This is a genomic window from Stenotrophomonas sp. 01N47, from assembly GCF_056399165.1.
Window position 1 is genome coordinate 428,513 of the sequence record NZ_JBFTQU010000002.1, and the last position, 26,740, is coordinate 455,252.

The following is a 26,740-nucleotide window of genomic DNA, read 5'->3' on the forward strand; positions in this document are numbered from 1 at the left end:
CACATGGCGCCAGCGCAGCACAGCGGTGACACGACGGCTGATCCGGGCCTGCTGCGGATCGGCCTGTTCTTCGATGGCACCCGCAACAACGCACACAACCTGGCGCAGGGCCACCGGCAGGTGCCGCGACCGCGCCCCGCCCTGCTCCGCGCCGATGATGATTCGACCTACCAGAGTCGTTTGACCAGCAGCTACGACAACGGCGCCACCAACATCGCGCGCCTGCATCAGTTGTATCCGGACAGCCGGCGCACGCCCGGCAGTACACCTTCGCTGGCGATCTACGTGGAAGGCGTCGGCACCCGCGATGGTGCCGAGGACGACCTGATCGGCTTGGCCTTCGGTATCGGCGCCAGTGGCGTGCAGGCGAAGGTGCAGCGTGCGTTGCAGGTGCTGCTGCCGGCGGCACTGTCAGCACTTGCGTCGCAGTGGCGCGCGCCCCTGCACGGCGTGCAGCTGGATCTGTTCGGCTACTCGCGCGGCGCGGCCTCCGCGCGCGATGTGGCCAACCATCTGCGCGGATGGGACGGCGCGCGCTGGCTCCAGCTGCTGCAGCAGGCGGGGCTTTCATGCAGCGCCGATTTCGCCCTGCCACGGCCGATATTGCGCTTCATCGGCCTGTTCGACACGGTGGTCGCCGTCAACGGCGGCCGCGCCGACGAACACCCCCGTATCGCCCTGCCCGCGGGCATCGCCGAGGCCGTGCTGCAGCTCAGTGCGCGCGATGAGCATCGCCAGCACTATGCGCTGACCACGGTGGCACCAGCCCATCGCGAAATCGCACTACCCGGCGTGCACGCGAACATCGGTGGTGGCTACGACCAGGTGGAAGAAGGGCCCAAGCTGCTCAGCCGGCCGCGGCGGCAGCAGCTGCGCCGGCCCGGCGTGGAGGACTACCAGACACCGCCACTGGCGCTGCTGCAGGCGACCACCGCGTACGCTGAAGCACAGGCCGACGCCGAACGCTGGCGGCAGCAGCTGGGGTTGAACCCGAAGGAAGTGTGGGTCGATGTCTGGCACCAGTGGCAGCAGCAGCGACGCGCGGGCAGCCGCAGCGTGCTGATGTCGCCGGTGATGTACGTCACCGCTGCGGTGGTGCTGCACCGGCGCATCGATTGGCGCTACCAGCTGGTTGCGCTGCAGGTGATGCAGAAGCACGCCAACGATGCCGGCGTGACCTGGACCGCAGACGCCGCCGAGGTGGCGGGTTGGGAACTGCCCAGCGCGCTGCAGCCGATCGCGCGCCGCCTGATTGCCGGCCAGCCGTTGACCCCGACGCAGGAAGCGTTGCTGCGCCGCCGTTACCTGATGCAGTCCGCCCACTGGAATTTCGATGCGCTGGGCGATACCGCCCTGACCTACACCGCCGACGCCGGTGTCAGCGAGCTGCCGTATCGCCCCGGGCCGGGGTTGTTCTACATCAACCGGCCGACGGTGGATGGCAGACGCGTGGTGTTGCCGAACGGGTGAACGGGTGAACGTCATCCACGCATGGCGTGGATCTACTGCAAGCGCGTATGGCGTGGATGTGGACCGGCCGACGCCGGTCAACCCGCCTGTTCGACCAGGTTGGCGAGCTCATCCGCATCGAACCCGGCCAGCAGGCGGGCCTCGATATTGAACGGCCCGTGCAGGTAGCCACCGGCATACTCGACCAGCAGTTCCTTGAAACGCGCTCGTGGCTCGACGCCGGCGCGCTCGCAGTACCAGCGGAACCAGCGCGAACCGGCAGCAACATGTGCAACCTCCTCGCGCAGGATCACGTCCAGCACGTCGGCGGTTTCGCCATCGCCGACGTTGCGCAGCTTGTCGATCATGCCCGGCGTCACGTCCAGCCCGCGCGCTTCCAGCACGCGCGGCACCAGCGCCATGCGCGCCAGGCCGTCGTGCGCGGTCTTCTCGCACATTTCCCACAGGCCGTTGTGCGCCGGGAAATCGGCGTACTCATGGCCATGTGCCAGCAGGCGCTCGCGCAGCAGCATGAAGTGGCGCGATTCGTCGTCGGCGCAGCTCACCCAGTCGGCATGGAACGCCGCCGGCAGACCGCGGAAGCGGTACACCGCGTCCCAGGCCAGGTCGATCGCATTGAGCTCGATATGGGCGATAGCATGGATGAACGCCGCACGCCCTTCCACCCCGCCCAGGCCGCGCCGGGGCACTTCACGCGGATGCACCATCACCAGCTGCGGCGGCCGGCCCGGCATGCGGATCGGATCGGCCGGCGGAGCATCGGCCGGTACGTTCAAGCGGCCGGCGCGGAACGCGGCAGCGTAGGCCTGGGTCAGTGCAACCTTGCGCAGAGGATCGGCTTCGGCCAGGCACTGCTGCGCGGCGCGCAGCAGATTGCCGCCGACGTCAGGCACGTCGATCACCCCTGGACCTCAGGCGCGGCGCTTGTGCTTGGCGTCGTCCGAACGCAGCTGCTGGATGCGCTCGAAGTAGCCCGGCTCGATGCCCGTCGGGTAATGGCCGTTGAAGCACGAGGAATCGAAGTTGCGCAGCGCCGGATTGCCTTCGCTCACCGCCGCTTCCATGTCTTCGATGTCCTGGTAGATCAGCCAGTCGCAGCCCAGGTGCGCTTCGATTTCCTCGATGCTGCGGTTGTGCGCGACCAGCTCTTCAGCGGCCGGCATGTCGATGCCGTAGATGTTCGGGTATCGCACCGGCGGCGCGGCGCTGGCCAGGTAGACCTTGCGTGCGCCGGCGTCACGCGCCATCTGCACGATCTGCTGGCTGGTGGTGCCGCGCACGATCGAGTCGTCCACCAGCAGCACCACGCGGTTGCGGAATTCCAGGTGGATCGGGTTGAGCTTGCGGCGCACCGACTTCACCCGTTCGCCCTGGCCCGGCATGATGAACGTGCGGCCGATGTAACGGTTCTTGATGAAGCCTTCGCGGTACTTCACCCCGAGCACGTTGGAGATCTCCAGCGCGGCGTCGCGCGAGGTGTCCGGGATCGGGATGATGGTGTCGATGTCGTGGTCCGGGCGCAGGCGCAGGATCTTCTCGCCCAGCTTGATGCCCATGCGCATGCGCGCCTTGTGCACCGACACGTTGTCGATCATCGAATCGGGGCGTGCGAAATATACGTACTCGAAGATGCACGGAGTGTGTTCGGCCGGCTCGGCGCAGATTTCCGAGAACAGCTCGCCGCGCGCGGTGATCACCAGCGCTTCGCCCGGCTGCACGTCACGCACGCGCTGGAAGCCCAGCACGTCCAGCGCGGCCGACTCGGAGGCAACGATGTATTCGTCACCCTCGGCATGGCTGCGCTTGCCCAGCACCAGCGGGCGGATGCCATGCGGATCGCGGAAAGCGACCAGGCCCAGGCCCAGCACCACGCTGACCACCGCATAGCCGCCCTTGCAGCGGCGGTGCACGCCGGCAACCGCGCGGATGGCGGCTTCCGGGCTGAGCTGGCGCTGCTGTTCCAGTTCGTAGGCGAACACGTTCAACAGCACTTCGCTGTCCGAATCGGTATTGACGTTGCGGCGGTCCTGCTCGAACACCTGCTGGCGCAGGTCCTCGGTGTTGATCAGGTTGCCGTTGTGGGCCAGCGCGATGCCGTACGGCGAGTTGACGTAGAACGGCTGCGCCTCGTCCATGCCTTCCGAACCGGCGGTCGGATAACGCACGTGGGCGATGCCGACGCTGCCTTCCAGAGTGGACATGGTGCGTGCATCGAACACATCGCGGACCAGGCCGGTGGCCTTCTGCACCCGCAGGCGGCTGCCGTTGACGGTGGCGATGCCCGCCGCGTCCTGGCCGCGATGCTGGAGGACGGTCAAGCCGTCATACAACTGCCCGGCGACGTTCTGGTTGCCGACGATTCCGACGATGCCACACATGATGCGAGGTCTCCGCTGGGCTGTGCCCAGTTACAAGGAAGGTGGCCGTACCTGGCCAGAGTTGTCGCCGCGTCTGCGGTCGACATTGGCCGGGTCGTCCGGCTCGATGCTGCCCGGTAGTGCTGGGGCGTCCGGGCGCACTTCGGCCGGATCGTATGCCTCGCCCTGTTCCGCCTTCGCAGGCCGCAGCCATCCGCTGCCCGCCACTATCTGACCGAGTACGCCATTATCGCCTGTCGCCCCCGGCTTGCCCACTCCGGCGCCGGCGCTCTTGCCCAGCTCCATCAACGCAGATGGGGACAGCGCGTCCATCGGCAAGGCCTTGGGCAGCAGGTCGGTGCCCGGCACCTGCCACTGCGGCAGCTTGCTGTTCATCCAGGCCACGGCCGGGTTCAGCACCGGGCGCAGCGCCGAGCCGCGCCAAGAGGGTTCGGCGGTAAGCGGGGTGAAGCCGGCCAGTAACAGCAGCACGGCCGCGATAAGGCCCCCACGCACGGCGCCGAGGACCCCGCCCAGCAGGCGGTCCAGACTGCCCAGCATGTTGCGGTGGACGATGGCCTTGATGACCATGCCGATCACGGCGACCACGACCATCACGCCGATGCCGACGCTGAGGTAGCCGCCGATGAAATGCTCGCCGCCGGGCGCAGCCGGTGCGGCCCACCAGCGTGCGGCGTCATTGCCGAAGGCGAAGGCCGCCCAGGCGGCAACCAGCCACGAAACGGTGCCGATGACGATGCCCACGAAGCCGCGCAGCAACCCAAGCAGGGTGGAGGCGGCGATCACGATCAGCAGCACCACGTCGATCATGGCGCCCCGCTCCTTCGGCGGCGCTGGCAACGGGGCTGCGTACAGGTCATGGGTGCGGTCGCACCATGCCGGCCACGCCGACCTTGGCGGCGACCTGCGCCTTCAACTGTTCAGCATCGGCGCGGTTGGCGACCGGCCCGACACGGACACGGTGCAGGCTGCCCTTTTCGGTACGCACCTGCTCGACGAAGGCGCTGAAGCCTGCCGCGCGGACCTTGTCGCGCAGGGCGTTGGCATCGTTGGCCTGGCCGAATGCGCCGAGCTGTACGGCAAAACCCACTCCGCTGGCGGCCGGTGCGGCCGGCGTGCTCGGCGGCGTGGCCGGCTTGCTGGCGGTCGCTTCCGGCTTGGGCTCGGGCTTCGGTTCCGGCTTGGCCACCGGCTTGGCCGGCTCCGGCTTGGCGGCTGGCGGCGCTGCTGCGGTCGGCGTACTCGGCGGCAGGCTTTCACTGCGCACCGGGTTGCCGGTGGCCGACGGCGTGGCCGCCGCGACGGGAGTACTGGCGCTCGGCGCGGGCGTCGGTGTGCTTGCCACCGGTGCGCTGGTCGAGGGCTTCGCATCGAGCGTGATGACTTCTGCCTTCACGTCGGCACGTACCTTCACCGCCTGCAGCCGGGCCGCTTCGGCCTGGGCACGGTCGGCATACGGCCCAACGCGCACGCGCCAGGCCGGGCGACCGTTGATCGATGCGGTCTCGATGAAGCCCGGAAGCTGCGAACGCTTGAGGTAGGCGATCACCGCATCGGCGTCGGCCTGGCTGCCGTAGGCGCCGAAGGTCACCGCGTAATTACCGGCGGCGACGGCTGGCGAGGTGTCCACGGTCGGCGGTGTCGCCGGGGCGGCGGCCTCCTCGACGGGACGGGCCTGGCCACTCTGCAACCCGGTGGCGCCACCGGCCGGTGCGACCAGCGGCAGTTCACGGGTTTCAAACTGGCCATCGGCCGGCGCATCGGGCGCGGCGATCGGCACAGAAGCGACACCGCTGTCCGGGGCCGGGCCCTTGACGAGCATCGGCAGGAAAATGACGGCCAAGGCCACCAGGACGATGGCACCAATCAGACGCTGTTTCAGGGGCGTATCCACGTAGGGCAGGCGGCAGGCTGGACGTTGCGGTCGATTATACGGGTGCGCGACCGCACGGCGTCGGTAATGGCTGAACGGCGGTCAGGCGTGGGCCTGCAGCCATTGCAGCGCAGCGGCGGCGGTATGGAAGGAACCGAATACCAGCACCCGGTCGCCGCGCTCGGCGCGGGCCAGCACCTGCGCCATCGCCTGTTCGACCGTGCCGGCCAGCGCCGCAGTGGCTGCCGCGGTATCTGCCAGCCGTGCCTGCAGTTCCGCCGCACTCTGCCCACGCGCGCCATCCAGCCCGGCCAGGGTCCAGTCGCTCACCACCTCCTGCAGGGCCTGCACCACGCCCACGGCGTCCTTGTCCTGCAGCGCGGCGTATACCGCCAGGGTGCGCCCGGGGGATGCCTCGGCCTTCAGCGCGCGCGCCAGCTGGCCGGCTGCCTGCGGGTTGTGGCCGACATCGACGCGAACCTGCACGCCATCGCGCTCGAACGCCTGCAGGCGCCCGGCGATGCGCGCCGCTGCCACGCCTGCGGCCCATGCCGCGCGCGGCACCGGCCTGTCCAGCGCGCGCAGCGCCGCGATCGCCGCACCGGCGTTGGCCAGCTGGATCGGCCCGGCCAGCGTCGGCGTCGGCAGCTCCAGGCGGGTGCCGACATCGCGCCAGCGCCAACGCTGCGCGTCGATCGGTTCGTAGAAATAGTCGCTGCCGCCGCGGATCGCATTGGCACCCACCAGGTAGGCGCGCGCCAGCACGCTCGACGGCGGATCGGTCTCGCCCAGGATCACCGGCTTCCAGCCGCGGATGATGCCCGCCTTCTCGGCACCGATGGCCTCGCGGTCCTCGCCCAGCCATTCGGCGTGATCGATGTCCACGGTGGTGATCACCGCCACGTCGGCGTCGACGATGTTGACCGCATCCAGGCGGCCGCCGAGGCCCACTTCCAGCACGGCCAGATCAAGATCGGCATCGGCGAACAGCTGCAGCGCGGCCAGCGTGCCGTACTCGAAGTAGGTCAGCGTCACATCACCGCGCGCTGCCTCGACCGTGTTGAACGCGGCCACCAGTGCGGCGTCATCGACATCCTGGCCATCGATGCGCACGCGCTCGTTGTAGCGCAGCAGGTGCGGCGAGGTGTACGCGCCGACCTTCCAGCCCGCAGCACGCGCGATGGCCTCGATGAAGGCGACGGTGGAACCCTTGCCGTTGGTACCACCGACCACGATGGTGTGCCTGGCCGGCGTGCCCAGGCCCATCGCGGTGGCCACGGTGCGCACGCGCTCCAGCCCCATGTCGATGCTGGCCGGGTGCTGGCGTTCAATGTAGTCCAGCCATTCGGCCAGAGTGGTCGGGGTGTTCTTCACGGTAAGGCTTCCAACAGGTACAGGTGGTTCAGGACAGGAAATTCAGAGTGCGCGGTGCTTGGCTTCGCCGAAGAACGGCGTGTGGTGGGCGCAGTCGTTCAGGCGCACCACTTCCAGGCTGTCCAGGTCGGCGCCTTCAAGCAGGTTGAGCGTGGTCGGCGCCTGGCGGAAGGTCCACAGCCGCGACAACGGCAGGCCCAGCACCTTGCACAGGATCACCCGGTTGACTGCGTCGTGGGCAACCACCAGCAGGGTGTCGTGTTCGCCAAGGCCTTCGGCGGCACGGGCCAGGCCGCGCCAGCTGCGCTCCAGCACCAGGCGCAGCGATTCGCCGCCCGGCATCAGCACGGTGTCCGGTTCATTGCGCCACGCCTGCAGGCGCGACGGGTCTTTTTCGTTGATTTCGCTGGCCAGCAGACCTTCCCACTCACCGTGGGCGATCTCCTGCAGTTCCGGCTCGGTCAGCAGCATGTCGGCACGCGCGGCGCCAAGGGCCAGTTGGGCGGTGCGCTGAGCGCGCGACAGCGGCGAGGCCACCGCACGGGTGATGTCCACCGAAACCAAGCGGGCGCCAAGCGCCTGGGCCTGGGCCTCACCGATGGGCGAAAGCGGGATGTCGATCTGGCCTTGGTAGCGGCCTTCGGCGTTCCACGGCGTTTCGCCGTGACGGGCAAGCAGGATGCGCATGCGAACAAGGGGTCCTTGGGGGAGGAGTTCCGGCGCATGTTCACATCCTGTGAAGTACGCGGAACAGGGATGATACCTGTTCGGCGGACCGGGCCGGACGGGGCATGAAAAAACCCCGCGACAGACGTCGCGGGGTTTCAGGATGGCAGTAGATCCACGCCATGCGTGGATGCACCGCCCGGCAGTGCTTGCCGGGTTGCCGGCCAGCGGCCGGCACTACCTTATTTGGCCAGGTTCAGTTCCTTCAGCAACTGCGGCGCCGGCGCCACTTCCTGCATGATCCACTGCATGTAGCGGCTGTCGACGGCGATCATGCGGGTCATCACCGGGTCGAACACCCAGTTGGAGCTGACCGATTCCCAGTTGCCGTCGAAGGCCAGGCCGACCAGCTTGCCGTTGGCATCGAGCACCGGCGAACCGGAGTTGCCGCCGGTGATGTCCAGATTGGACAGGAAGTTCACCGGTACCGAACCGATCCGCTTGTCTTCCAGACCGCCGTAACGCTTGGCCTTGACCGCATCGAGCAGTGCCTTCGGCGAGTCGAACGGATCCTCACCGGTTTCCTTCGCCGCAACACCTTCCAGGGTGGTGAACGGGGTGTACTTCACGCCGTCCTTGCCATAGCCCATCACGTTGCCGAAGGTGATGCGCAGCGACAGGTTGGCATCGGGATAGACGAACTCGCCCTGGCTCTTCTTGTAGTCGGCCACGGCCTGCAGGTACAGCGGACGAGCGGTCAGCGATTCGCCCTCGCGGATCTTCTTCTGCTCTTCCTGCTTCAGCAGCGCCGGCATGACGGCCACCGCGTACTGGATGGCCGGGTCATTGCTGGCTTCAAACGCAGCGCGATCGGCCTTGAACCACGTCAGGCGGTTGTCCAGGCTGCCCAGTCCGGTTCCGCCCAGCTTGGTCACCAGCGACTTCACCGCAGTGGCATCGCTGCCGGCCAACCACGTGTTCAGCACCTCGTTGTCGCGCTGGGCGGCCGGCAGGGCCACGTACTGGTCCAGCCAGTAGGTCTGCAGCTGCTGGTCCATCTTCGCCACGTAGCGGCGATCCATCTGCTTCAGGCTGCCCTCGATGGTGGTCAGGTCGCGGTCCTGGTAACCCGCTTCGCGCTCGGCGTCGGGCTTGCTGCGCTCGATCGACAGGCGGTACAGGGTGATGGCCGCGCCCACCGCGGAGGTGTTGTTGAACTGGCCGACGAACAGGTCGCGCTCGCGCGTCGACTTGCTGGTATCCAGGTGCTGCAGCAGCTGCGCGTGCGCAGCCAGTGCCGGCTTGCCGGCAGCGCCCTGCTTCTTCAGCCAGGCCAGCACCGCCGCTTCTTCGGCCTGCTTCTGGCCGGCGGCATCGATGCGCTTGAAGCCTTCCAGCTGGCCCAGGTAGTTCTTGGCCACGTTGTTCATGCTGGCGGCGGTGGCGGCGTACTTCACCTTGACGTCGGCGTCGGCCTTGCCGGCGTCGGCGATCATCTTCAGCACCGCGTTGTAGTGGCGGGCGATGGTCGGGTAGGTGAAGCTGGCGGTCTCGTTGAACTCGCCGGCCAGCGCGTAGCGGTTGGTGCGGCCCGGGTAGCCGGCCACCATCACGAAGTCGTCGGCGCCCAGCGGCGTATCGGCGAACTTCAGGAAGTGCTTGGGCTGGTAGGGCACGTTGTCGACCGAGAACGCGGCCGGCTTGCCATCCTTGCCGACGTAGGCACGGTAGAACGAGAAATCACCGGTGTGGCGCGGCCACATCCAGTTGTCGACGTCACCGCCGAACTTGCCGACGCTGCCCGGAGGTGCATAGACCAGGCGCACGTCCTTGATTTCCAGGTTGCGGAACAGGCGGTAGGTGTTGCCGCCGGAGAACGAATACAGGCGGCAGCGGAAGCCGGCATCGGCTTCACACGCGGCGACCTGGGCCTTGTCGAAAGCGTCCAGCGCGCGGCTGCGGGCCAGCGGATCCTTGCCGGCGCCGGCGATGGCCGCCTTGGCCTGGGCGGTGACGTCGGTGATCTGGTCGAGCACGAACACGCGGGCATTCGGGCCAGCACTCAGTTCATCACTGAGCTTGGGCGCGTTGAAGCCGTCCTTGATCAGGTTCTTCTGTGCGGTCGAGTTCAACTGGATCGCACCGTAGGCACAGTGGTGGTTGGTGACCACCAGGCCCTGCGGGGAGACGAAGCTGGCGGTGCAGCCGCCCAGCGCGACCACCGCGCCCATCGGGTCACCGGTCAGGTTGGCCAGCTGTTCCGGGGACAGCTTGAGGCCGGACTTCTGCAGCGGGCCGGCGATTTCCGGCAGCTGCTGCGGCACCCACATGCCTTCAGCGGCATGGGCGACCTGGACCAGCCCAAGGCTGGCGACGACGGAGAATGCAAGCAGGTTCGAGCGCATGGAGCGGCCCCTGATAGTGGAACCCTCGATTGTAGCCCGCCGCCCTGCCCCGGCCCGAACCCCGGAAGTCATGGACCCACCTCGCTCCACCGCGCGCAGGTCGGCCGCGCGCACGGGAACCGTCCAGAGAGGGCGTGGTCACCCTAACCGGGACCATTGGCGCCAAGGATGGCGCCATCGAGCACCATGGAGGGGCTTTTGCGTGTCCCGGCCAGGATGACCACGCCCCTCCCTCCGAATCAGGAAGGCGCTGCTATTTGCAGTACGTTCGAAACGCCCGCCTGCGCACTGCTTTCGTTCCACCACTGCACCCGCAGCGCAACATGGGAAATCCGCGTGGCGCCCTATAATCCGCGCTTTCCCCCTGATGAGTTCCACCCCGATGGCGCAGCAAACGATGAAGGCCCTGGTCAAGCGCGAAGCGGCCAAGGGCATCTGGATGGAAGAGGTTCCGGTGCCGACCCCGGGCCCCAACCAGGTCCTGATCAAGCTGGAAAAGACCGCGATCTGCGGCACCGACCTGCATATCTACCTGTGGGACGAGTGGAGCCAGCGCACGATCAAGCCGGGCCTGACCATCGGCCATGAGTTCGTCGGCCGCATCGCAGAGATCGGCCCGGGCGTGACCGGCTACGAGATCGGCCAGCGCGTGTCGGCCGAAGGCCACATCGTCTGCGGCCACTGCCGCAACTGCCGCGGCGGTCGTCCGCACCTGTGCCCGAACACCGTCGGCATCGGCGTCAACGTCAACGGTGCGTTCGCCGAATACATGGTGATGCCGGCCAGCAACCTGTGGCCGATCCCCGACCAGATCCCCTCCGAGCTGGCTGCCTTCTTCGACCCGTACGGCAATGCCGCGCACTGCGCCTTGGAATTCAACGTCATCGGCGAGGACGTGCTGATCACCGGCGCGGGTCCGATCGGCATCATCGCCGCGGGCATCTGCAAGCACATCGGTGCACGCAACGTGGTGGTGACCGACGTCAACGACTTCCGCCTGAAGCTGGCCGCCGACATGGGCGCCACCCGCGTGGTCAACGTCGCCAACACGTCGCTGAAGGACGTGATGAAGGAACTGCACATGGAGGGCTTCGACGTGGGCCTGGAAATGAGCGGTAATCCGCGCGCGTTCAACGACATGCTCGACTGCATGTACCACGGCGGCAAGATCGCCATGCTCGGCATCATGCCCAAGGGCGCCGGCTGCGACTGGGACAAGATCATCTTCAAGGGCCTGACCGTGCAGGGCATCTACGGCCGCAAGATGTACGAGACCTGGTACAAGATGACCCAGCTGGTGCTGTCCGGCTTCCCGCTTGGCAAGGTGATGACCCACCAGCTGCCGATCGACGACTTCCAGAAGGGCTTCGACCTGATGGAAGAAGGCAAGGCCGGCAAGGTGGTCCTCAGCTGGAATTGACTCTTCGGGTCAATTCCCCCGCAGGTTTCCTTATCCCCGCGCCGTCGGCGCGCCCCCTTGAACAACAAGGGGGCTCTCCCCCAGATGGGATCAAGAACGCTGCGGAATCGAAAAAGGCGCCCGACGGGCGCCTTTTTCTTTGGTGTAGCCGGCCAGCGGCCGGCACTACCGGTAACGCCTGCGGCGTTACTTGCCTACGGCCACGCTCAGCATCACCCGGCTGTGGGCCAGCTTGCCGGAGTTGTCGCGGCCGTTGCCATCGGTGCCGTAGTACCCCAGGCCGACATTGAACAGGCCGAACTGGCGGGCGACGCCGACGTTCCAGTCGGTGTAGTCCTTGGCGATACCGTCCTCGAAGGTGCTGCGACCGACGTTGGCGTTGAGCGTGAAGTCCTTCGGCAGGCCCCAGCTGCCACCCAGGCCGAAGTACCAGCCGTCGGTGCTGCTGTTCCACACATCGTTGCTGTAGGCCACCGTCAGCTTGTAGGTGTCGTCCAGCGTGGTGGTGGTGATCAGCTCGTTGTAGTTCTGGTGGCTGGCCTTGAGGTAGGTGTAGCGGTTCAGCAGCACGTCGAAGTTGACGCGCTCGGTGACGTCCACGCCGTAGCCGATCAGGTAGTCGACCTCGGTCTTCGGATCGCCCGGACCGAAGTCCACGCCCGAGCCCCAGACACCGGCATACAGGCCCACCGGGCTGGTGTAGGTGAAGCCGGCCTGCAGGGTCGGATCCTCATCGGTCTGCGACACACCACGGAACAGGTAGTCCGAGACGGCGGTGACGTTCCAGCTGTACGGAGATTCGTTGTCCTGGGCGCTGGCGGCGAACGGCGCGAGGGTCAGGGCGGCGGCAATGGCGAGGCAGGCACGGGCGTGCTTCATGAGCGTCTCCGGTGGGGGCGGTGGCGTGGAAGGCGGGATCTGCAGCGGGCGCAGCAACCGGAGCCAGACAGGCCCGGTTCACGAATTTTTAACCCGTTTGCTATTGCGATGCAACATGTGCCGGCCATGGCTGCGCCCCGGATGGCCCGGTCCGCAGCCTCCGATGCCCGGTAGAATCAGCGGTTTCCCGTGCTGAGCCGTGCCCACGCCATGACCGACTCCTCCGCCCTGACCCGCCACTATGCTGAGGAACTGGACGCCATCCGCGCCCAGGGCCTGTTCAAGTCCGAGCGGATCATCACCAGCCCGCAGTCCGCCGAGATCACCCTGGAAGACGGCCGCAAGGTGCTGAATTTCTGCGCCAACAACTACCTCGGCCTGGCCGACCATCCGGATCTGATCCAGGCCGCGAAGGACGCGCTGGACAGCCATGGTTTCGGGATGGCCTCGGTACGCTTCATCTGCGGCACCCAGGACCTGCACAAGCAGCTGGAAGCACAGATCGCGAGCTTCTTCGGCAAGCAGGACACCATCCTGTACGCGGCCTGCTTCGATGCCAACGGCGGCCTGTTCGAACCGCTGCTGGGCGAGAACGACGCGATCATTTCCGATGCGCTGAACCATGCCTCGATCATCGACGGCGTGCGCCTGTGCAAGGCCAAGCGCTTCCGCTTCGCCAACTGCGACATGGCCGACCTGGAAGCGCAGCTGCAGGCTGCCGATGCGGCCGGCTGCAAGACCAAGCTGATCACCACCGACGGCGTGTTCTCGATGGACGGCTTCATCGCCCCGCTGGACGAGATCACCGCGCTGGCGAAGAAGTACAACGCGCTGGTGCACATCGACGAATGCCATGCCACCGGCTTCCTCGGCGCGACCGGCCGCGGCTCGGCCGAGGTGAAGGGCGTGCTGGAGAAGATCGACATCATCACCGGTACCCTGGGCAAGGCCATGGGCGGCGCACTGGGTGGCTTCACCTGCGCCAGCGCCGAAGTGATCGAGCTGCTGCGCCAGCGCTCGCGCCCGTACCTGTTCTCCAACTCGCTGCCGCCGCACGTGGTCGCTGCCGGCATCAAGGCGTTCGAGATGCTGGCCGCGGCTGATGACCTGCGCAGCACCCTGGCCGCCAACACCACCTACTTCCGCGAGAAGATGACCGCTGCCGGCTTTGACGTGAAGCCCGGCGTGCATCCGATCAGCCCGGTGATGCTGTACGACGCACCGCTGGCGCAGAAATTCGCCGAGCGGCTGCTGGAAGAAGGCATCTATGCGATCGGCTTCTTCTTCCCGGTGGTGCCCAAGGGCCAGGCGCGCATCCGCACCCAGATCAGCGCCGCGCACAGCCGCGAGCATCTGGACCGGGCAATCGATGCGTTCACCCGCATCGGTGTCGAGCTGGGCGTGATCAAGGGCTGATCACCCACGGAAAACGCCGGGCCATGCCCGGCGGTTTCCCGATAGCCGCGCCATGCGCTCGCCGGGCACGGCCCGGCGCTACCCATCAGAACGTGCCGACCAAGGTCGGCACCTGCCAGGCCTTATTTCTTCTTTTTCTTCTTGTCCTTGGGTTCGTCCTTGCTGGCGACCACCACCGGCTTGGCGGCAGCATCCTGCCCGTTGCCCTTGGCAACGCGGATGCCATTGGCTTTCATCCAGGCATCGAACTGGTCGGCGGTCATCTTCTGGTCGCCGTTGCTCATCATGAAGCGGTAACTGCCGCGGCCGTCCAGTTCCGGGGTCTTCACTTCAACCACCGGGGTTTCGGCCGGGCGATCAGCCTTGGCCGCCTTCTTGTGGCCACCGCAGGCCGTCAACAGCACGATCGGCAACAACAGGCTGGCGCAGCGCAGGGTTTGCTTGAGGGTCGGGTGATACATGGCAGGCTCCGTTCTGGACATTCGACAACCAGGCGCCCCCTACGCCTGGAACGGTGGCCGGCAAGCGCCGGCCGTGGGCATCACTCAGCCCGGTGCAGCGGCCCCCAGCCGCTGCTGATCGCTGACCTCCAGCGCCCGCCACTGGCCCTTGCCGAGATCGCCGAGCGTGAGCTCTCCGATCGCAACCCGGACCAGGCGCAGCACCTGCAGGTCGAAGGCCGCCAGCAGGCGACGGATATGGCGGTTGCGGCCCTCGTCGAGGACCACCTCCAGCCAGGCGGTCTTGTCGCCGCTACGCAGCACGCGCACGGCCAGGGCAAGCAGGAACTCGCCCTCGTCTTCGACACCGGCGCGCAGCGCGGCCAGGGTGTCCTCGTCGGGCAGGCGATCCACCTGCACGTGGTAGGTCTTCTGCGGGCCGGTCTCCGGATCAGTCAGGCGCGCAGCCCACTGCGGATCGTTGCTGAACAGCAACAGGCCTTCACTGGCCTTGTCCAGGCGACCGACCGGCGCGATCCACGGCAGGCCGGCGCCATCGAAGCAGCGGTACACGGTGTCGCGGCCGCGCTCGTCCTGCACGGTAGTGACCACCCCGCGCGGCTTGTTGAGCATCACGTACAGGCGTTGCGGTGCGCCCATCGGCTGGCCGTCGACCTCGATCGGCGGCGCCGGGCTGGCAATCGGGAATTCCGGATCACGGACGATGCGCCCGGCGACACGAACGCGGCCATCGGCGATCCAGCGCGCGGCCTCGCTGCGCGAGCACACACCCGCCTTGGACAACACGCGCGCCAGGCCATGGCGCACGCCAGCGGAAACCGCAGGGGGATTCGCACGCCCACGCGCAACGTGGGAGCGGGCAGCGGGGGCAGCAGGTGGGCGGCGCGTGCGCAAGCCTCTGCTCCCCGCCGCGCTTACTTCTTGTCGACCGGCTTGGTCTCAGCCGGCACTTCGGCTGCGGCCGGGGTGGCTGCCGGAACTGGACGCGCCTTGACCACGCGCACGCCGCGCGCCTTCATCCAGGCGTCGAACTCTTCGGCGGTCATGCGCTTGCCGTTCTGGCTCATGTCGAAGCGCCACGGCGTGTTGTCGAATTCGGTCTGCGGCTTGTACGCGGCCGGATCATTCGGCTTCACCGCCGGCGCGCTCGGAATCGCCTTGGCGATGTTCTGGCAGCCATCGATGCGCAACCGCTGCAGCACCTGGTCCAGCGACTGCGACGGATCGTAGCTGCTGCCCAGCACGCCACTGGACATGCCCAGCTGGCTGCTGCGGATATACAGCTCATCAGCCACCGGGGCGATGGCGGTGGCCGGCAACGGCAGCGGCGAAGCGCTGGTGTTGACCGAGCAATCGACCGCAGCGTGAGCGGCGGGAACCAGGGCCAGCGCCAGAACGGCAGCCGATGCAGAGCGCAGCATGAGGGGCATCCACGGAAGGAAGTGACGCGGCGAGTTTAGCAATGCCACGTCATCTTTCAAGCGCCACTTTCAATGAATACGGCAACTCATTGGTTTCATAAGCAAATTACCGACGAACGGTCACCTCTGGCGACGCCGATTCATCATTCCGGACCGCACAAACAACAAGACCCGGCCGAAGCCGGGTCCTGCTGTGTCTTACTGGCAGAGCGTCAGAACTTAGTTCTGGACGTTCAGCTCGGTACGACGGTTCTTGGCGCGACCTTCCGGATTGTCCGAACCATCCGGGTTGGTGTTCGGCGCAATCGGACGGCTCTCGCCGTAGCCGATCGGACCGGCCAGACGGCCAGCGTCGACGCCGTTCTTGGTCAGGTAGTTGTACACCGCGGTAGCACGACGCTCCGACAGCTTCTGGTTGTAAGCGTCGGTACCCTTCGAGTCGGTGTGACCGGCAACTTCAACGCGCAGATCCGGGTAACGCTTCAGGATCTCGGTGGCTTCGCTCAGGATGGCCACAGCGTCCGGACGCAGGTTCGACTTGTCGAAGTCGAAGTTCACGCCCTTCAGGTCGATCGAGACCGGCACCGGGCAACCGTCCGGACCGATGGTCTGACCCGGCTGCGAGTTCGGGCACTTGTCGTCGCAGTTGTTGACGCCGTCACCGTCGTCATCCAGGTCGGCGCAGCTCGGGGCAACCGGAGCCGGAGCCGGAGCAGCAGCCACCGGGGCCGGGCCCAGCGGGATCACGACGCCGACCGAAGCCAGCACGTCGCCGAACCAGCTTTCGTCGCGCGCGGCGATGCTCTGGTCGTCGAAGTCAGCGCGGTAGGCCACTTCGGCGCGGACAGCAACGCGCTTGTCGAAGGTAGTCTGCAGGCCGACGCCGAGCTTGGCAGCCAGGTTGCCGTCCTTGCGCTCACGCGGACCGTTGGTGTCCAGAGCCGGGTACTCTTCTTCCGACTTCTGGTAGCCCAGGCCGCCCACGATGTAGGGGTTCCAGCCGCGGCCTTCCTTGATGAAGTGGCGACGCAGATCGAACGACACGCCGTACTGCGACCAGTTCTGATCCTGGTTGGCGTCGAAGTTCGGGTTCTGGTAGTTCAGCTCACCATCCAGCGACCAGTTCGGGCTGATGAACTTGCCCAGACCCAGGGTCACGAACGGAGCGTCGTTGGTCAGGCGGTCGTTGTCCTGGAAGTTGAAGCCGGCCGAACCGGTCAGGTACCAGCGGTCATCGAACTCCTGCGCCGACGCAGCCTGGGCGAAAGCCAGACCGCCCAGCAGCGCGGCAGTAAGGATCTTCTTGTTCATTGAGTACAGCTCCTATTTCGGGGGTATGAAACCGGTAGAGGCATGGGCCAGCACTACTGCGTCGATGTTCAGACAGCCGATTCAGCACGCCACCGCCGCGAACATTATGCTCAGGCGGGTGAAGGTCATGTTAACAGTCCCGTAACATGTGAAGCGCCGCGCACGACCGGCCACCGGTCCGACGTTGAAACCCTATACAGGATGATGAAAATCCGCAAGACCCACGCACCACAAGGGTTTGGAAGGGTTTAACGGCCAGATGCGTCAGATTTGGCGCGGGTTATCCCAAAGCGGTTCAGCGCGCGCCCATCGAGGTGAGGAACCTTATGATGCAGACAGGAACCGAGCTGGAGCTGCAATGAAAGCCGTCGCCCTGTGCCGTGAATCCGCCCCTGCCCTGCGCGATCTGGTGTTGCCGCCGCCGTCGCCGCCGCGTGGCCGTGACCTGCTGATCCGTGTCGAAGCACTTTCCGTCAATCCCGTGGATGGGAAGCTGCGTGCAGGTACGTCAGCCGCGTCGCTGGAAACCCCGCGCATTCTCGGCTGGGACGCGGCAGGGGTGGTCGAAGCGATGGGCGAGGAGGCCAGCCTGTTCGCCTCCGGTGACGAGGTCTACTACGCAGGAGATGTCACCCGCCCTGGCTGCAATGCGCAGTATCAGCTGGTGGATGAGCGACTGGTGGCACGCAAACCGACTACCCTCGATTTCGCCGAAGCAGCCGCGCTGCCGCTGACCACCCTCACTGCCTGGGAACTGCTGTTCCAGCGCATGCCCCTGCAGCTTGACGATCGCCGCCACGCCGGCCAGCGCCTGCTGGTGATCGGCGGTGCAGGCGGCGTCGGCTCGATGGCAATCCAGCTGGCCCACCACGCGGGATTTGAGGTCATTGCCACGGCCTCGCGTGAAGCCTCGATCGACTGGTGCCGGCGGATGGGCGCCCAGCATGTCATCGACCATCGCCAGCCCCTGTTGCCGCAGCTGCAGGCGCTTGGCATCGACGAAGTGCAGGTGGCACTCAACCTGGCCGACACCGATCACTACTGGGACGAACTGGGCCAGCTGCTGGCACCACAGGGACATGTAGGCCTGATCGTGGAACCCCGCGGCCCGCTGCGCATCGGCGATCCCTACAAGGCCAAGTGCATCGGCATCCATTGGGAATTCATGTTCGCCCGCGCGCGCTTTGCCACCGCCGACCGCATTGAGCAGCACCGCATCCTCAACCGCGCCGCCAGCATGATCGACGCGGGCCAGTTGCGCGGCACGTTGAGCGAAGTGCTGGGCCCGATCACTGCGGCCAACCTGGATGCCGCGCATCAACGTCTGGCCGACGGCCGCACCATCGGCAAGCTGGCGCTGGCCGGCTGGGACGACTGATTCACCACCCACAGCCTGTCGCAGTGGATTGGCCGGCATCTGTATCTATTGAACGGCCTGTTTCGGGGATAGGGTGGAAACAGCCCCCCCCCCCCCGAGCCCGTCATGCCCACCGCCCTGCCCCTGCGCCTGCTGCAACTGATCATCGGCCTGTTCCTTTATGGCTTCGGCGCCTCGCTGATGATCCGCGCCGCCATCGGTGTCGCGCCGTGGGATGTGCTGTCGCAGGGCATTGCTGCACAGACCCCGTTGTCGTTCGGCCTGGCCACCAACGTGATCGGCGCGCTGGTACTGCTGCTGTGGTGGCCGCTGCGGCAGAAGCCAGGTGTCGGTACCGTCCTCAACGTGATGCTGATCGGCCCCTCGGCCCAGTTCGGACTGTGGCTGCTGCCCCCGGCGGTCGGCCTCGGCTGGCAGGTGGCGATGTTCTGCGTCGGCATGCTGCTGGTGGCGCTGGCCACCGGCCTGTACATCGGCGCCAAGCTCGGCCCTGGCCCGCGCGATGGCCTGATGACCGGACTGCACGCGCGCACCGGCTGGCCGATCTGGAAGGTGCGCAGCCTGATCGAAGGCAGCGTACTGCTGCTGGGTTGGTGGCTGGGCGGCAATGTCGGCGTCGGCACGCTCGCCTTCGCGTTGCTGATCGGGCCGTTGTGCGGGGTCACGCTTGGCTGGTTCGGGATCGGCCGAAGCCCGGCGGGTAGCGCCGGGCCACGCCCGGCGAGCGCGCAGCGCGGCCAGGGGTGATCGCGTCGCCGGGCATGGCCCGGCGCTACCGAGCGAGGCAGCCCTTGCCCCGGGAGCCGTTTCGCGTCACCCTTCGCGCTTCCGTACGCAAGCGTATCGACATGTCGCCAGCCAACGAAAGCGCCTACCCCCACCTGTTCGCCCCGCTGGACCTGGGCTTCACCCAGCTGCGCAACCGGGTGCTGATGGGCTCGATGCACACCGGCCTGGAAGACCGCGCACGCGACTTCCCGCGCCTGGCCGCTTACTTCGCTGAGCGCGCCGAAGGTGGCGTCGGCCTGATCGTCACCGGCGGGTTCGCGCCGAACGTGGTGGGCTGGCTCAAGCCGTTCGGCGGCAAGCTGTCCTGGCCATGGGAAGTGCGCCCGCATCGGCAGTTGACCGCCGCCGCGCACCAGCACGGCGCGAAGATCTGCCTGCAGCTGCTGCACGCCGGGCGCTACGCCTATCACCCGCTGTCGGTAGCGCCGTCGAAGCTGAAGGCGCCGATCAATCCGTTCACCCCGCGCGCCTTGTCGGCGAGCGGCGTCGAGCGGCACATCGCCGACTACGCGCGCAGCGCGAAGCTGGCCCGCGAGGCGGGCTACGACGGCGTGGAAGTGATGGGCTCGGAGGGCTACCTCATCAACGAGTTCATCGCCCCGCGCACCAACAAGCGCGATGACCGCTGGGGCGGTGATGCCGCACAACGCATGCGTTTCGCGGTGGAGATCGTGCGTCGCATCCGCGAAGCCTGCGGCCCGGATTTCATCATCATCTACCGCCTGTCGCTGGTCGACCTGGTCGAAGACGGCAGCAACTGGGAAGAGATCGTGCAGCAGGCCCAGGCCATCGAGGCCGCAGGTGCGACGATCCTCAATTCCGGCATCGGCTGGCATGAAGCGCGCATTCCGACCATTGCCACGTCGGTACCGCGTGGCGCGTTCGCCGCGGTCACCGCCAAGCTCAAGCCACACGTGACGTTGCCACTGGTGGCGACCAACCGCATCAACATGCCCGAAGTGGCCGAACGCATCCTCGCCGATGGCGGGGCCGACATGGTGTCGCTGGCACGCCCGCTGCTGGCCGATCCGCAGTGGCCGAACAAGGCCCGCGCCGGCCGTGCCGAGGCCATCAATACCTGCATCGCGTGCAACCAGGCCTGCCTGGACCACGTGTTCGAGAACAAGCTGGCCAGTTGCCTGGTCAATCCACGCGCTGCCCACGAAACCGAGCTGGTCTATACCCCGACCACCGCACCGAAGCGGGTGGCCGTGGTCGGCGCCGGTCCGGCCGGTCTGGCCTGCGCTACGGTCGCTGCCGAACGCGGCCACCAGGTCACCCTGTTCGACGCCAGCGAGGAGATCGGTGGCCAGTTCAACGTGGCCAAGCGCATTCCCGGCAAGGAAGAGTTCCACGAGACCCTGCGCTACTTCCGCCACAAGCTGGCCGAGACCGGCGTGCAGCTGCGCCTGGGCACCCGTGCCGACGCTGCCAGCCTGGCCGGTTTCGACGAGGTCGTACTGGCCACCGGCATCCTGCCGCGCAAGGTCGACTTCCCCGGTGCCGACCACGCCAAGGTGGTCAACTACCTGGACGTGCTGCTGAGCCGGGTCGAGGTCGGTGGCAGCGCCGCCATCATCGGCGCCGGTGGCATCGGCTTCGATGTCGGCGAGTTCCTTGCCCATGACGGCCCGTCGCCATCGCTGGACCCGCAACGCTGGATGGCCGAATGGGGCGTGGATGCCACCTTCGAGGCCCGCGGTGCACTGGCCCGCCCGGCCGTGGAGGCGTCGCCGCGCAGGCTGTGGCTGCTGCAGCGCAGTGCCGGCAAGCCCGGTGCCCGCCTGGGCAAGACCACCGGCTGGATCCACCGCGCCACGCTGAAGGCCAAGGGCGTGCGCATGCTGGGCGGTGTCGAGTACCTGGGCGTGGACGATGCGGGCTTGCGCATCCGCGTGGACGGCACCGAACAGCTGCTGCCGGTTGACCACGTGGTGATCTGTGCCGGGCAGGAACCGCAGCGCGCGCTGCAGGCCGAACTGCAGGCCGCGGGCATCACCGCACACCTGATCGGTGGTGCAGACGTGGCCGCCGAACTCGATGCAAAACGTGCGATCGATCAGGGCAGCCGGCTCGCCGCCGCGCTCTGATGAACACCTGAATGGGGGCCGGAATGTGATTTCCGTCACCGGCCCCCAAGCTGAATGTCAAGCCGGACGATTCAGGATGCGTTCGGCAATGCCCCCCTACCTTGCGCCAACTTTCTGCTCACCAGCCAGTTTCCGGTGAGCCGGTGCGGACCCCGCCGATCGATCCACGATCGTGTTCTTGGGGCCGCCCACGGGGCAGCCCCGATGGCCGCCTCCCCATGACGCCAAGTCGTACCCCGCCTCCAGCAGCCTGCGCTGCCGGAACCGCCAGGTGCGTCCCACACGGAGCAAGGAGTTATATGAAACTGGCCTGGATTCTCTGGCTGTCGCAGTTGCTGCCGCAGCCGGCCGCTGATTCATTGTGTTTGAGCACCACCGTTTACCTGGAAGCCCGCGACCAGACCCTGCGTGGCCAGCAGGCCGTGGCCGAGGTCGCCCTGCGTCGCCTCGACAGTGGCCTGTGGGGCGACTCGATGTGCCAGGTGGTGACCGCGCGCAAGCAGTTCGCCCCCACCATCGTCTCCCCCGGCACCCAGCTGGGCAACGATGCGGCGTGGAGTGAGGCGATGGACGTGGCCTTCGACGCCGAGCGCAACTGGGCGCTGCCAGCCGGCGAGCGCCGCGAGATCGTGCCTGGCGCCAGCCACTTCGCTGCGCTGGCCATCGCCAGCCCGAACTGGCGCAACGCCTATCAGGTGGCCACCATCGGCGATCACACCTTCTACAAAGTGCAGAACCTCAAGCCCCGGCAGTCGTAACGATCCGTTGCCGGTGGCAGCGTTGCCGCGTGCGGCTGGGCTCTGGGATAGTGGTGGTTTCCCGCCACACCCCGCCTGGAGTTCCCATGAAGCTGTACAGCAAGCCCGGTGCCTGTTCCACCGCCGACCACATCGCCCTGCAGTGGACCGGCCAGCCGTTCGAGGTCGAACTGCTGAACAAGGACACCCTGAAGGGTCCGGAATTCCTCAAGATCAATCCGGCCGGCGCGGTACCGGCGATCGTCGATGGCGACTTCGTGCTGGTGCAGAACGCGGCGATCATGGGCTACATCGCCGACAGCTACCCGCAGGCCGGTCTCGGTGGCGATGGCAGCCCGCGCCAGCGCGCTGAAGCCACCCGCTGGCTGGCCTTCGTCAACTCCGACGTGCACCCGGCGTTCTCGCCGCTGTTCGCGCCGGGCAAGTTCATCGCCGATGAAGGCCAGTACGACGCGATCCGCGCCGCCGCGCACAAGCGCCTGCGCGCCCTGTTCGAGACCGCCGACAGGCAGCTGGCCGACAAGCCGTGGCTGGCCGGCTTCCGCAGCTTCGCCGATCCCTACTTCTACATCACCCTGCGCTGGGCGGCCGGCACCAAGGTCGACCTGTCGGGCCTGGACAACCTGGCCGCCTACAAGGCGCGCATGGACGCCGATCCGGGCGTGCAGGCCGTGCTGAAGGCCGAAGGCTTGGCCTGATGGAACCGGGGTCGGATACGTCTGCGCAGCAGGCGGCTCCGACCCCATCGGTGCCATCGGCGCGGTCAGCCGATTTCGCGGATCACTTCGCCCTTCGCATCTCGCAGGAACGTCGGCACCACTTCAACCTGCAACGTACTCGACACCGGGTAGGTCCCGCGTTGCGGCCGCACGTCATGCCAGGCCTGCAACGCCGCGTCGTCCAGTACCCAGCGCACGTTGTCGTCCTCGACCGCGACCGCGCCATCGGTGGCCGGCATGAACTCCCATTGCCGTTCGCGGCTGACCAGCGTCAGTGCCTTGCCGTGGCGCAGGCGCAGTGGCAGCAGCTCACCCACACTGCCGACCTGCCCGGCCCCCAGTACCAGCGTGGTGATACCCGCCGTCTGCCGCCAGTCCAGCGTCTCGATGAACAACATGCCGGTACTGGACCCCTCACGCTCGCTGCCGGCCTGCACCCGCGCGGCCAACACCGGATCGTCCAGCAGATTGCCGCGATGCAGATCGGTGATCCACAGCGGCATCGCTTCCTCAAGCACCTGCAGGACACCGCGCGTGGACCAGCGCTTGATCGCGTCCATTTCCTCGTCGGTCAGTCCCACCACCTGCAGGAACTGCAAATGCCCATTGGCGGTGTCGCGCGGTGGCAACTGCGGATCGGCAACGAACGCCAGATGGCAAAGACGGGTGTCGGTCTCCAGCGCGATCGGGCCATTGGCGTTGAGGTGGTGGCCATCCTCGAACACATTGCCGCTGCTGAACACATAGCGCGCCAGATTCTGCAGCAGGTTCATCGGCCACGCAGGTGGCGTGCTGCCTGCATCCTCCCCCTTGTCCGCAGCCAGGCGGAACGTCAGCTCGAAACCATAGCCACTGGTGGCCGCATCACTGCTCTCTTTTGCATACAGTTCTGACAGGCCGTAGGTGACGTAGTGCCAATGCGGAACCGGTGATTCCGCCCAGTACACGCTGATGCCGTCGAGCGGATCCTGGCCACCCAGCGTGTAGGGCAGCGCGGTACCGAAGTGACGCGGCTCCTGGCCGGCGTACAGCGGTGCCAGCGCGGCATTGATCGCATCCCAACCGGGGGTATCGGTGTCGTCCTGCATGCGGGGGCTCCTGGGCGGAAAAAGAGCGGACCACTTTACCCCGCGCGTCAGCCTGGCACGACCTCGGCAGTGACCGGCGCCAGCGACACCTGGATCTCCTGCCACCAGCGCTGGGCCAGCGCCGGGCTGCGTGCCTTGCCGATCGCGGCGATCATTTCCGGGCACAGCTTTTCCAGGGTGACCGCGTCGGTACAGCGCTCGATCTTCAACTGCATGAAGTAGCCTTTCAGGCCGAGATGGCGGCGCACGGCATCGCTCATCGCGTCGTACAACTGCTGGTACAGCGCCGGATCGTGCTCGCGGCCGCTGCACAGCCCGCGCTGTGCCGCAGGTTCGGCCCTGCCGCCGACCACTTCGATCAGGCCGAGTGCGGCCAATTGCTCCAACGCATCCTGCGGTGCGCGCAGTCCTTCGAACAAGCCGCGCAGTTCGCTTTCATCGCGCTGGCCGTCAACCATCAACAGGATCGAACGCAGCGCCGCCGGCAGGCGCCGGGCACGATCTTCGATCTCCTGGCGGCCAGCGGCCGTCTTGGCATGCAGCAGTGCCATAGCTCCCCCTTCCCACGATGCGATACGCATGCGCGCCCTTGCGGGCACGCTCCCCTGTTCGCCATCCCCGGATGGCACGCGCGTTCCCCGGCGCGTACCGCGTGTTGCAGGTCGATGACAGCCGGAGCTTAGCGCATGTCCTTCGCCCGAGGGGTAGTGCCGGCCGCTGGCCGGCAGCCCGCCAATCCCGAGGTTGCCGGCCAGCGGCCGGTACCACCTCTGGTCAGCGTCCCAGCGCGCGGCGGATCTCTTCCAGCGCCCCCGGGTCGTCCAGCGTCGACAGGTCGCCGGGGTCGCGCTGCTCGGCCAATGCCTGCAGCGAGCGACGCAGCAGCTTGCCCGAACGGGTCTTGGGCAGCGCGTTGACCACATGGATGTGCGCCGGTCGCGCCACCGCACCCAGCGAGGCGGTCACCGTGGCCATCATCTCGGCCACCACTGCGGCCGGGTCTTCGCCATCGAGCCCCTGCTTGAGGGTGACGAACACCAGCGGCACCTGCCCCTTCAATTCGTCCTTCACCCCGATCACCGCTGCCTCGGCCACGCGCGGGTGACTGGAGATGGCCTCTTCGATCTCACGCGTGCCCAGGCGGTGCCCGGCCACGTTGATCACATCGTCGGTGCGGCCGAGGATGAAGGTATAGCCATCGTCATCGCGGATGGCCCAGTCCAGCGAGCTGTACAGCAGTTCCTTGAAGTGGCTGAAGTAGCTCTGCAGGAAGCGGCTGTCGTCATTCCAGACCGTGCTCATGCAGCCCGGCGGCAACGGCGGCGTCATCACCAGCACGCCCTTCTGCCCCGCAGCCACTTCTTCCCCGGTGTTCTCGTCGATCACCTTCATCCGGTAGCCGAGATTGGGGAACCCAGGTGAGCCGAACCGCACCGGCTTCATGTCCAGCCCAGGCAGCAGGGTCAATGCCGGCCAACCGGTTTCGGTCTGCCAGTAGTTGTCGATGATCGGCTTGCCCAGCGCGTCGCTGATCCAGTGTGCGGTCGGTTCGTCCAGCGGCTCGCCGGCCAGGAACAGATACTTCAGCGCATCCAGGTCGTGGCGGTGGATGAAATCGGCGTCGTGCTTTTTCAGCACGCGGATCGCCGTCGGCGAAGAGAACATCGTGCGCACGTTGTACTGCTCGCACAGCGCCCACCAGATGCCCGGATCGGGGTTGGTCGGCAGCCCTTCGTACAGCAGCGAGGTGCAGCCGCCGATCAACGGGCCATACACGTTGTAGGAATGGCCCACGGCCCAGCCGACATCGGAGGTGGAGAACATCACCTGTCCCGGCTTGCAGTCGAACACGGTCTGCATCGACTGCGCCATCGCCACCGCATAGCCACCGACATCACGCTGCACGCCCTTCGGCTTGCCGGTGGTGCCGGAGGTATACAGCAGGTAGCTGGGCTCGCTCGATTCCAGCCATTGCACCGGCACATCGGTCTGCCCGATCTGCGCACGCAGGGTGGCGTACTCGACGTCGCGCCCTTCGATGCGTGGCTCGGCCGGGTCCAGCCCGCGCGAAACGATCAGCACGTGCGGCGGCGGACTGCTGGCTTCGGTGCAGGCGGCATCGACCATCGCCTTGTACGGAATGAGCTTGCCGCCACGCATGCCGGCATCGGCAGCGATCAGCAGCTTCGGCCTGGCATCGTCGATGCGCAGCGCGAGGTTGTGCGCAGCGAAGCCACCGAACACCACCGAGTGCACCGCACCGATACGTGCACAGGCAAGCATGGCGAACACGGCCTCGGCCATGTTCGGCATGTAGATCACCACGCGGTCGCCGTGGCCGACGCCAAGGTGCTTCAGCACGGCGGCGAAGTCGTTCACTTCGCGATACAGCTGGCGATAGGTGATTTCGCGGGTGCTGTTGGTTTCGGTGGAGATGGCGACCAGTGCGAGCTGGTCCGCGCGGTCGGCCAGATGCCGGTCGACGGCGTTGTAGCAGAGGTTGGTTTCACCACCCACGAACCAGCGCCGGAACGGCGGGTTGCTGTAGTCGAGCACCTGTTGCGGCGGCGTGTGCCAATGGATGCGCTTGGCTTCCTCGCCCCAGAATGCCTCCGGCTCGTCGATCGAGCGGCGGTAGGTTTCCTCGTAGTTCATGACGCAGCCCTCCCAGACAAAGTCATGGTTCGAGCATAGTCCGGCACTGGCGCGTGGGCCGCCCTACCTTGGTAGGGGGTGTGTTGCCGGCAGGGCTGCGCCCTGCACCCGCAGAGGCGGAAGCAACGGCAACAGCAACAGCCGAAGCAACAGCAATGGCAGATTCCGGGGTTGGCGGGGAAGGGACAG

23 protein-coding genes are annotated in these 26,740 nt (G+C 66.9%); 8 read left to right on the forward strand and 15 right to left on the reverse strand.

Features of this window, described 5'->3' with window-relative positions:
• Positions 1–3 precede the first annotated feature (3 nt).
• Positions 4–1,470 carry a DUF2235 domain-containing protein gene (locus AC1DKR_RS05960; protein ID WP_394195932.1) on the forward strand — a complete coding sequence of 489 codons (1,467 nt, stop codon included), beginning with the start codon at positions 4–6 and terminating at the stop codon, positions 1,468–1,470.
• Positions 1,471–1,547: 77 nt separating this feature from the next.
• Here AC1DKR_RS05960 and AC1DKR_RS05965 read toward each other — a convergent pair whose 3' ends face one another.
• The 7 genes from AC1DKR_RS05965 to AC1DKR_RS05995 all read right to left on the reverse strand — a co-directional run bounded on the left by AC1DKR_RS05965 (position 1,548) and on the right by AC1DKR_RS05995 (position 10,166).
• The gene (locus tag AC1DKR_RS05965) at positions 1,548–2,372 is read right to left on the reverse strand and encodes a ferritin-like domain-containing protein (RefSeq protein WP_394195930.1); all 825 of its coding nucleotides are present in this window, start codon (positions 2,370–2,372) and stop codon (positions 1,548–1,550) included.
• A 9-nt stretch (positions 2,373–2,381) separates the two neighbouring features.
• The gene (gene purF, locus AC1DKR_RS05970; protein ID WP_025878104.1) at positions 2,382–3,848 is read right to left on the reverse strand and encodes an amidophosphoribosyltransferase; all 1,467 of its coding nucleotides are present in this window, start codon (positions 3,846–3,848) and stop codon (positions 2,382–2,384) included.
• A gap of 30 nt (positions 3,849–3,878) precedes the next feature.
• Positions 3,879–4,658, reverse strand: a complete 780-nt coding sequence (locus AC1DKR_RS05975; protein WP_033830450.1) for a CvpA family protein — start codon at positions 4,656–4,658, stop codon at positions 3,879–3,881.
• A gap of 46 nt (positions 4,659–4,704) precedes the next feature.
• Entirely contained in the window at positions 4,705–5,742 is a 1,038-nt protein-coding gene (locus AC1DKR_RS05980; RefSeq protein WP_127564804.1) for an SPOR domain-containing protein, read from the reverse strand.
• A gap of 81 nt (positions 5,743–5,823) precedes the next feature.
• Positions 5,824–7,095: a bifunctional tetrahydrofolate synthase/dihydrofolate synthase gene (gene folC, locus AC1DKR_RS05985; RefSeq protein WP_033830448.1), complete on the reverse strand. Its 1,272-nt coding sequence runs from the start codon at positions 7,093–7,095 to the stop codon at positions 5,824–5,826.
• Positions 7,096–7,137: 42 nt separating this feature from the next.
• The gene (locus AC1DKR_RS05990) at positions 7,138–7,782 is read right to left on the reverse strand and encodes a histidine phosphatase family protein (RefSeq protein ID WP_223494328.1); all 645 of its coding nucleotides are present in this window, start codon (positions 7,780–7,782) and stop codon (positions 7,138–7,140) included.
• A 221-nt stretch (positions 7,783–8,003) separates the two neighbouring features.
• Positions 8,004–10,166 carry a S46 family peptidase gene (locus AC1DKR_RS05995; protein WP_478031753.1) on the reverse strand — a complete coding sequence of 721 codons (2,163 nt, stop codon included), beginning with the start codon at positions 10,164–10,166 and terminating at the stop codon, positions 8,004–8,006.
• Between the two features lie 397 nt (positions 10,167–10,563).
• Here AC1DKR_RS05995 and tdh point away from each other — a divergent pair, with 397 nt between their 5' ends.
• Positions 10,564–11,586, forward strand: coding sequence for an L-threonine 3-dehydrogenase (gene tdh, locus AC1DKR_RS06000; RefSeq protein ID WP_032952044.1), 1,023 nt, complete (start codon positions 10,564–10,566; stop codon positions 11,584–11,586).
• A gap of 186 nt (positions 11,587–11,772) precedes the next feature.
• On the opposite strand, the gene AC1DKR_RS06005 is transcribed toward tdh, so the two are convergent.
• Positions 11,773–12,465 (reverse strand): TorF family putative porin, encoded by a 693-nt coding sequence (locus AC1DKR_RS06005; protein ID WP_032977413.1) that lies wholly within the window; start codon positions 12,463–12,465, stop codon positions 11,773–11,775.
• A 210-nt stretch (positions 12,466–12,675) separates the two neighbouring features.
• Here AC1DKR_RS06005 and kbl point away from each other — a divergent pair, with 210 nt between their 5' ends.
• A complete protein-coding gene (gene kbl / locus AC1DKR_RS06010) occupies positions 12,676–13,881 on the forward strand; it encodes a glycine C-acetyltransferase (RefSeq protein ID WP_428703535.1) in 1,206 nt (401 codons plus the stop codon).
• 122 nt (positions 13,882–14,003) lie between these two features.
• Here kbl and AC1DKR_RS06015 read toward each other — a convergent pair whose 3' ends face one another.
• The 4 genes from AC1DKR_RS06015 to AC1DKR_RS06030 all read right to left on the reverse strand — a co-directional run bounded on the left by AC1DKR_RS06015 (position 14,004) and on the right by AC1DKR_RS06030 (position 17,074).
• Positions 14,004–14,342 carry a hypothetical protein gene (locus AC1DKR_RS06015; RefSeq protein ID WP_088101157.1) on the reverse strand — a complete coding sequence of 113 codons (339 nt, stop codon included), beginning with the start codon at positions 14,340–14,342 and terminating at the stop codon, positions 14,004–14,006.
• A gap of 84 nt (positions 14,343–14,426) precedes the next feature.
• Entirely contained in the window at positions 14,427–15,236 is an 810-nt protein-coding gene (locus tag AC1DKR_RS06020; protein WP_478031760.1) for a pseudouridine synthase, read from the reverse strand.
• Positions 15,237–15,256: 20 nt separating this feature from the next.
• Complete coding sequence (locus AC1DKR_RS06025) at positions 15,257–15,763, reverse strand: hypothetical protein (RefSeq protein WP_100551657.1); 507 nt, start codon at positions 15,761–15,763, stop codon at positions 15,257–15,259.
• Between the two features lie 219 nt (positions 15,764–15,982).
• Entirely contained in the window at positions 15,983–17,074 is a 1,092-nt protein-coding gene (locus tag AC1DKR_RS06030; protein WP_025878092.1) for an OmpA family protein, read from the reverse strand.
• A gap of 358 nt (positions 17,075–17,432) precedes the next feature.
• On the opposite strand from AC1DKR_RS06030, the gene AC1DKR_RS06035 reads away from it, so the two are divergent.
• From AC1DKR_RS06035 to AC1DKR_RS06055, 5 genes are all read left to right on the forward strand, one after another.
• Positions 17,433–18,452 (forward strand): zinc-binding alcohol dehydrogenase family protein, encoded by a 1,020-nt coding sequence (locus AC1DKR_RS06035; RefSeq protein ID WP_312787553.1) that lies wholly within the window; start codon positions 17,433–17,435, stop codon positions 18,450–18,452.
• A 105-nt stretch (positions 18,453–18,557) separates the two neighbouring features.
• Entirely contained in the window at positions 18,558–19,199 is a 642-nt protein-coding gene (gene yczE / locus AC1DKR_RS06040) for a membrane protein YczE (RefSeq protein ID WP_478031767.1), read from the forward strand.
• A 101-nt stretch (positions 19,200–19,300) separates the two neighbouring features.
• Positions 19,301–21,331, forward strand: a complete 2,031-nt coding sequence (locus AC1DKR_RS06045; protein ID WP_478031771.1) for an FAD-dependent oxidoreductase — start codon at positions 19,301–19,303, stop codon at positions 21,329–21,331.
• 299 nt (positions 21,332–21,630) lie between these two features.
• Positions 21,631–22,089, forward strand: coding sequence for a cell wall hydrolase (locus AC1DKR_RS06050; RefSeq protein ID WP_025878087.1), 459 nt, complete (start codon positions 21,631–21,633; stop codon positions 22,087–22,089).
• Between the two features lie 86 nt (positions 22,090–22,175).
• Positions 22,176–22,787 (forward strand): glutathione S-transferase N-terminal domain-containing protein, encoded by a 612-nt coding sequence (locus tag AC1DKR_RS06055; protein ID WP_099841973.1) that lies wholly within the window; start codon positions 22,176–22,178, stop codon positions 22,785–22,787.
• Between the two features lie 65 nt (positions 22,788–22,852).
• Here AC1DKR_RS06055 and AC1DKR_RS06060 read toward each other — a convergent pair whose 3' ends face one another.
• The 3 genes from AC1DKR_RS06060 to prpE all read right to left on the reverse strand — a co-directional run bounded on the left by AC1DKR_RS06060 (position 22,853) and on the right by prpE (position 26,551).
• Positions 22,853–23,896 (reverse strand): suppressor of fused domain protein, encoded by a 1,044-nt coding sequence (locus tag AC1DKR_RS06060; RefSeq protein WP_394195914.1) that lies wholly within the window; start codon positions 23,894–23,896, stop codon positions 22,853–22,855.
• Positions 23,897–23,943: 47 nt separating this feature from the next.
• Positions 23,944–24,447 (reverse strand): hypothetical protein, encoded by a 504-nt coding sequence (locus AC1DKR_RS06065; RefSeq protein ID WP_312787218.1) that lies wholly within the window; start codon positions 24,445–24,447, stop codon positions 23,944–23,946.
• 223 nt (positions 24,448–24,670) lie between these two features.
• Positions 24,671–26,551 carry a propionate--CoA ligase gene (gene prpE / locus AC1DKR_RS06070; protein ID WP_478031775.1) on the reverse strand — a complete coding sequence of 627 codons (1,881 nt, stop codon included), beginning with the start codon at positions 26,549–26,551 and terminating at the stop codon, positions 24,671–24,673.
• Between the last annotated feature and the right edge of the window lie 189 nt (positions 26,552–26,740).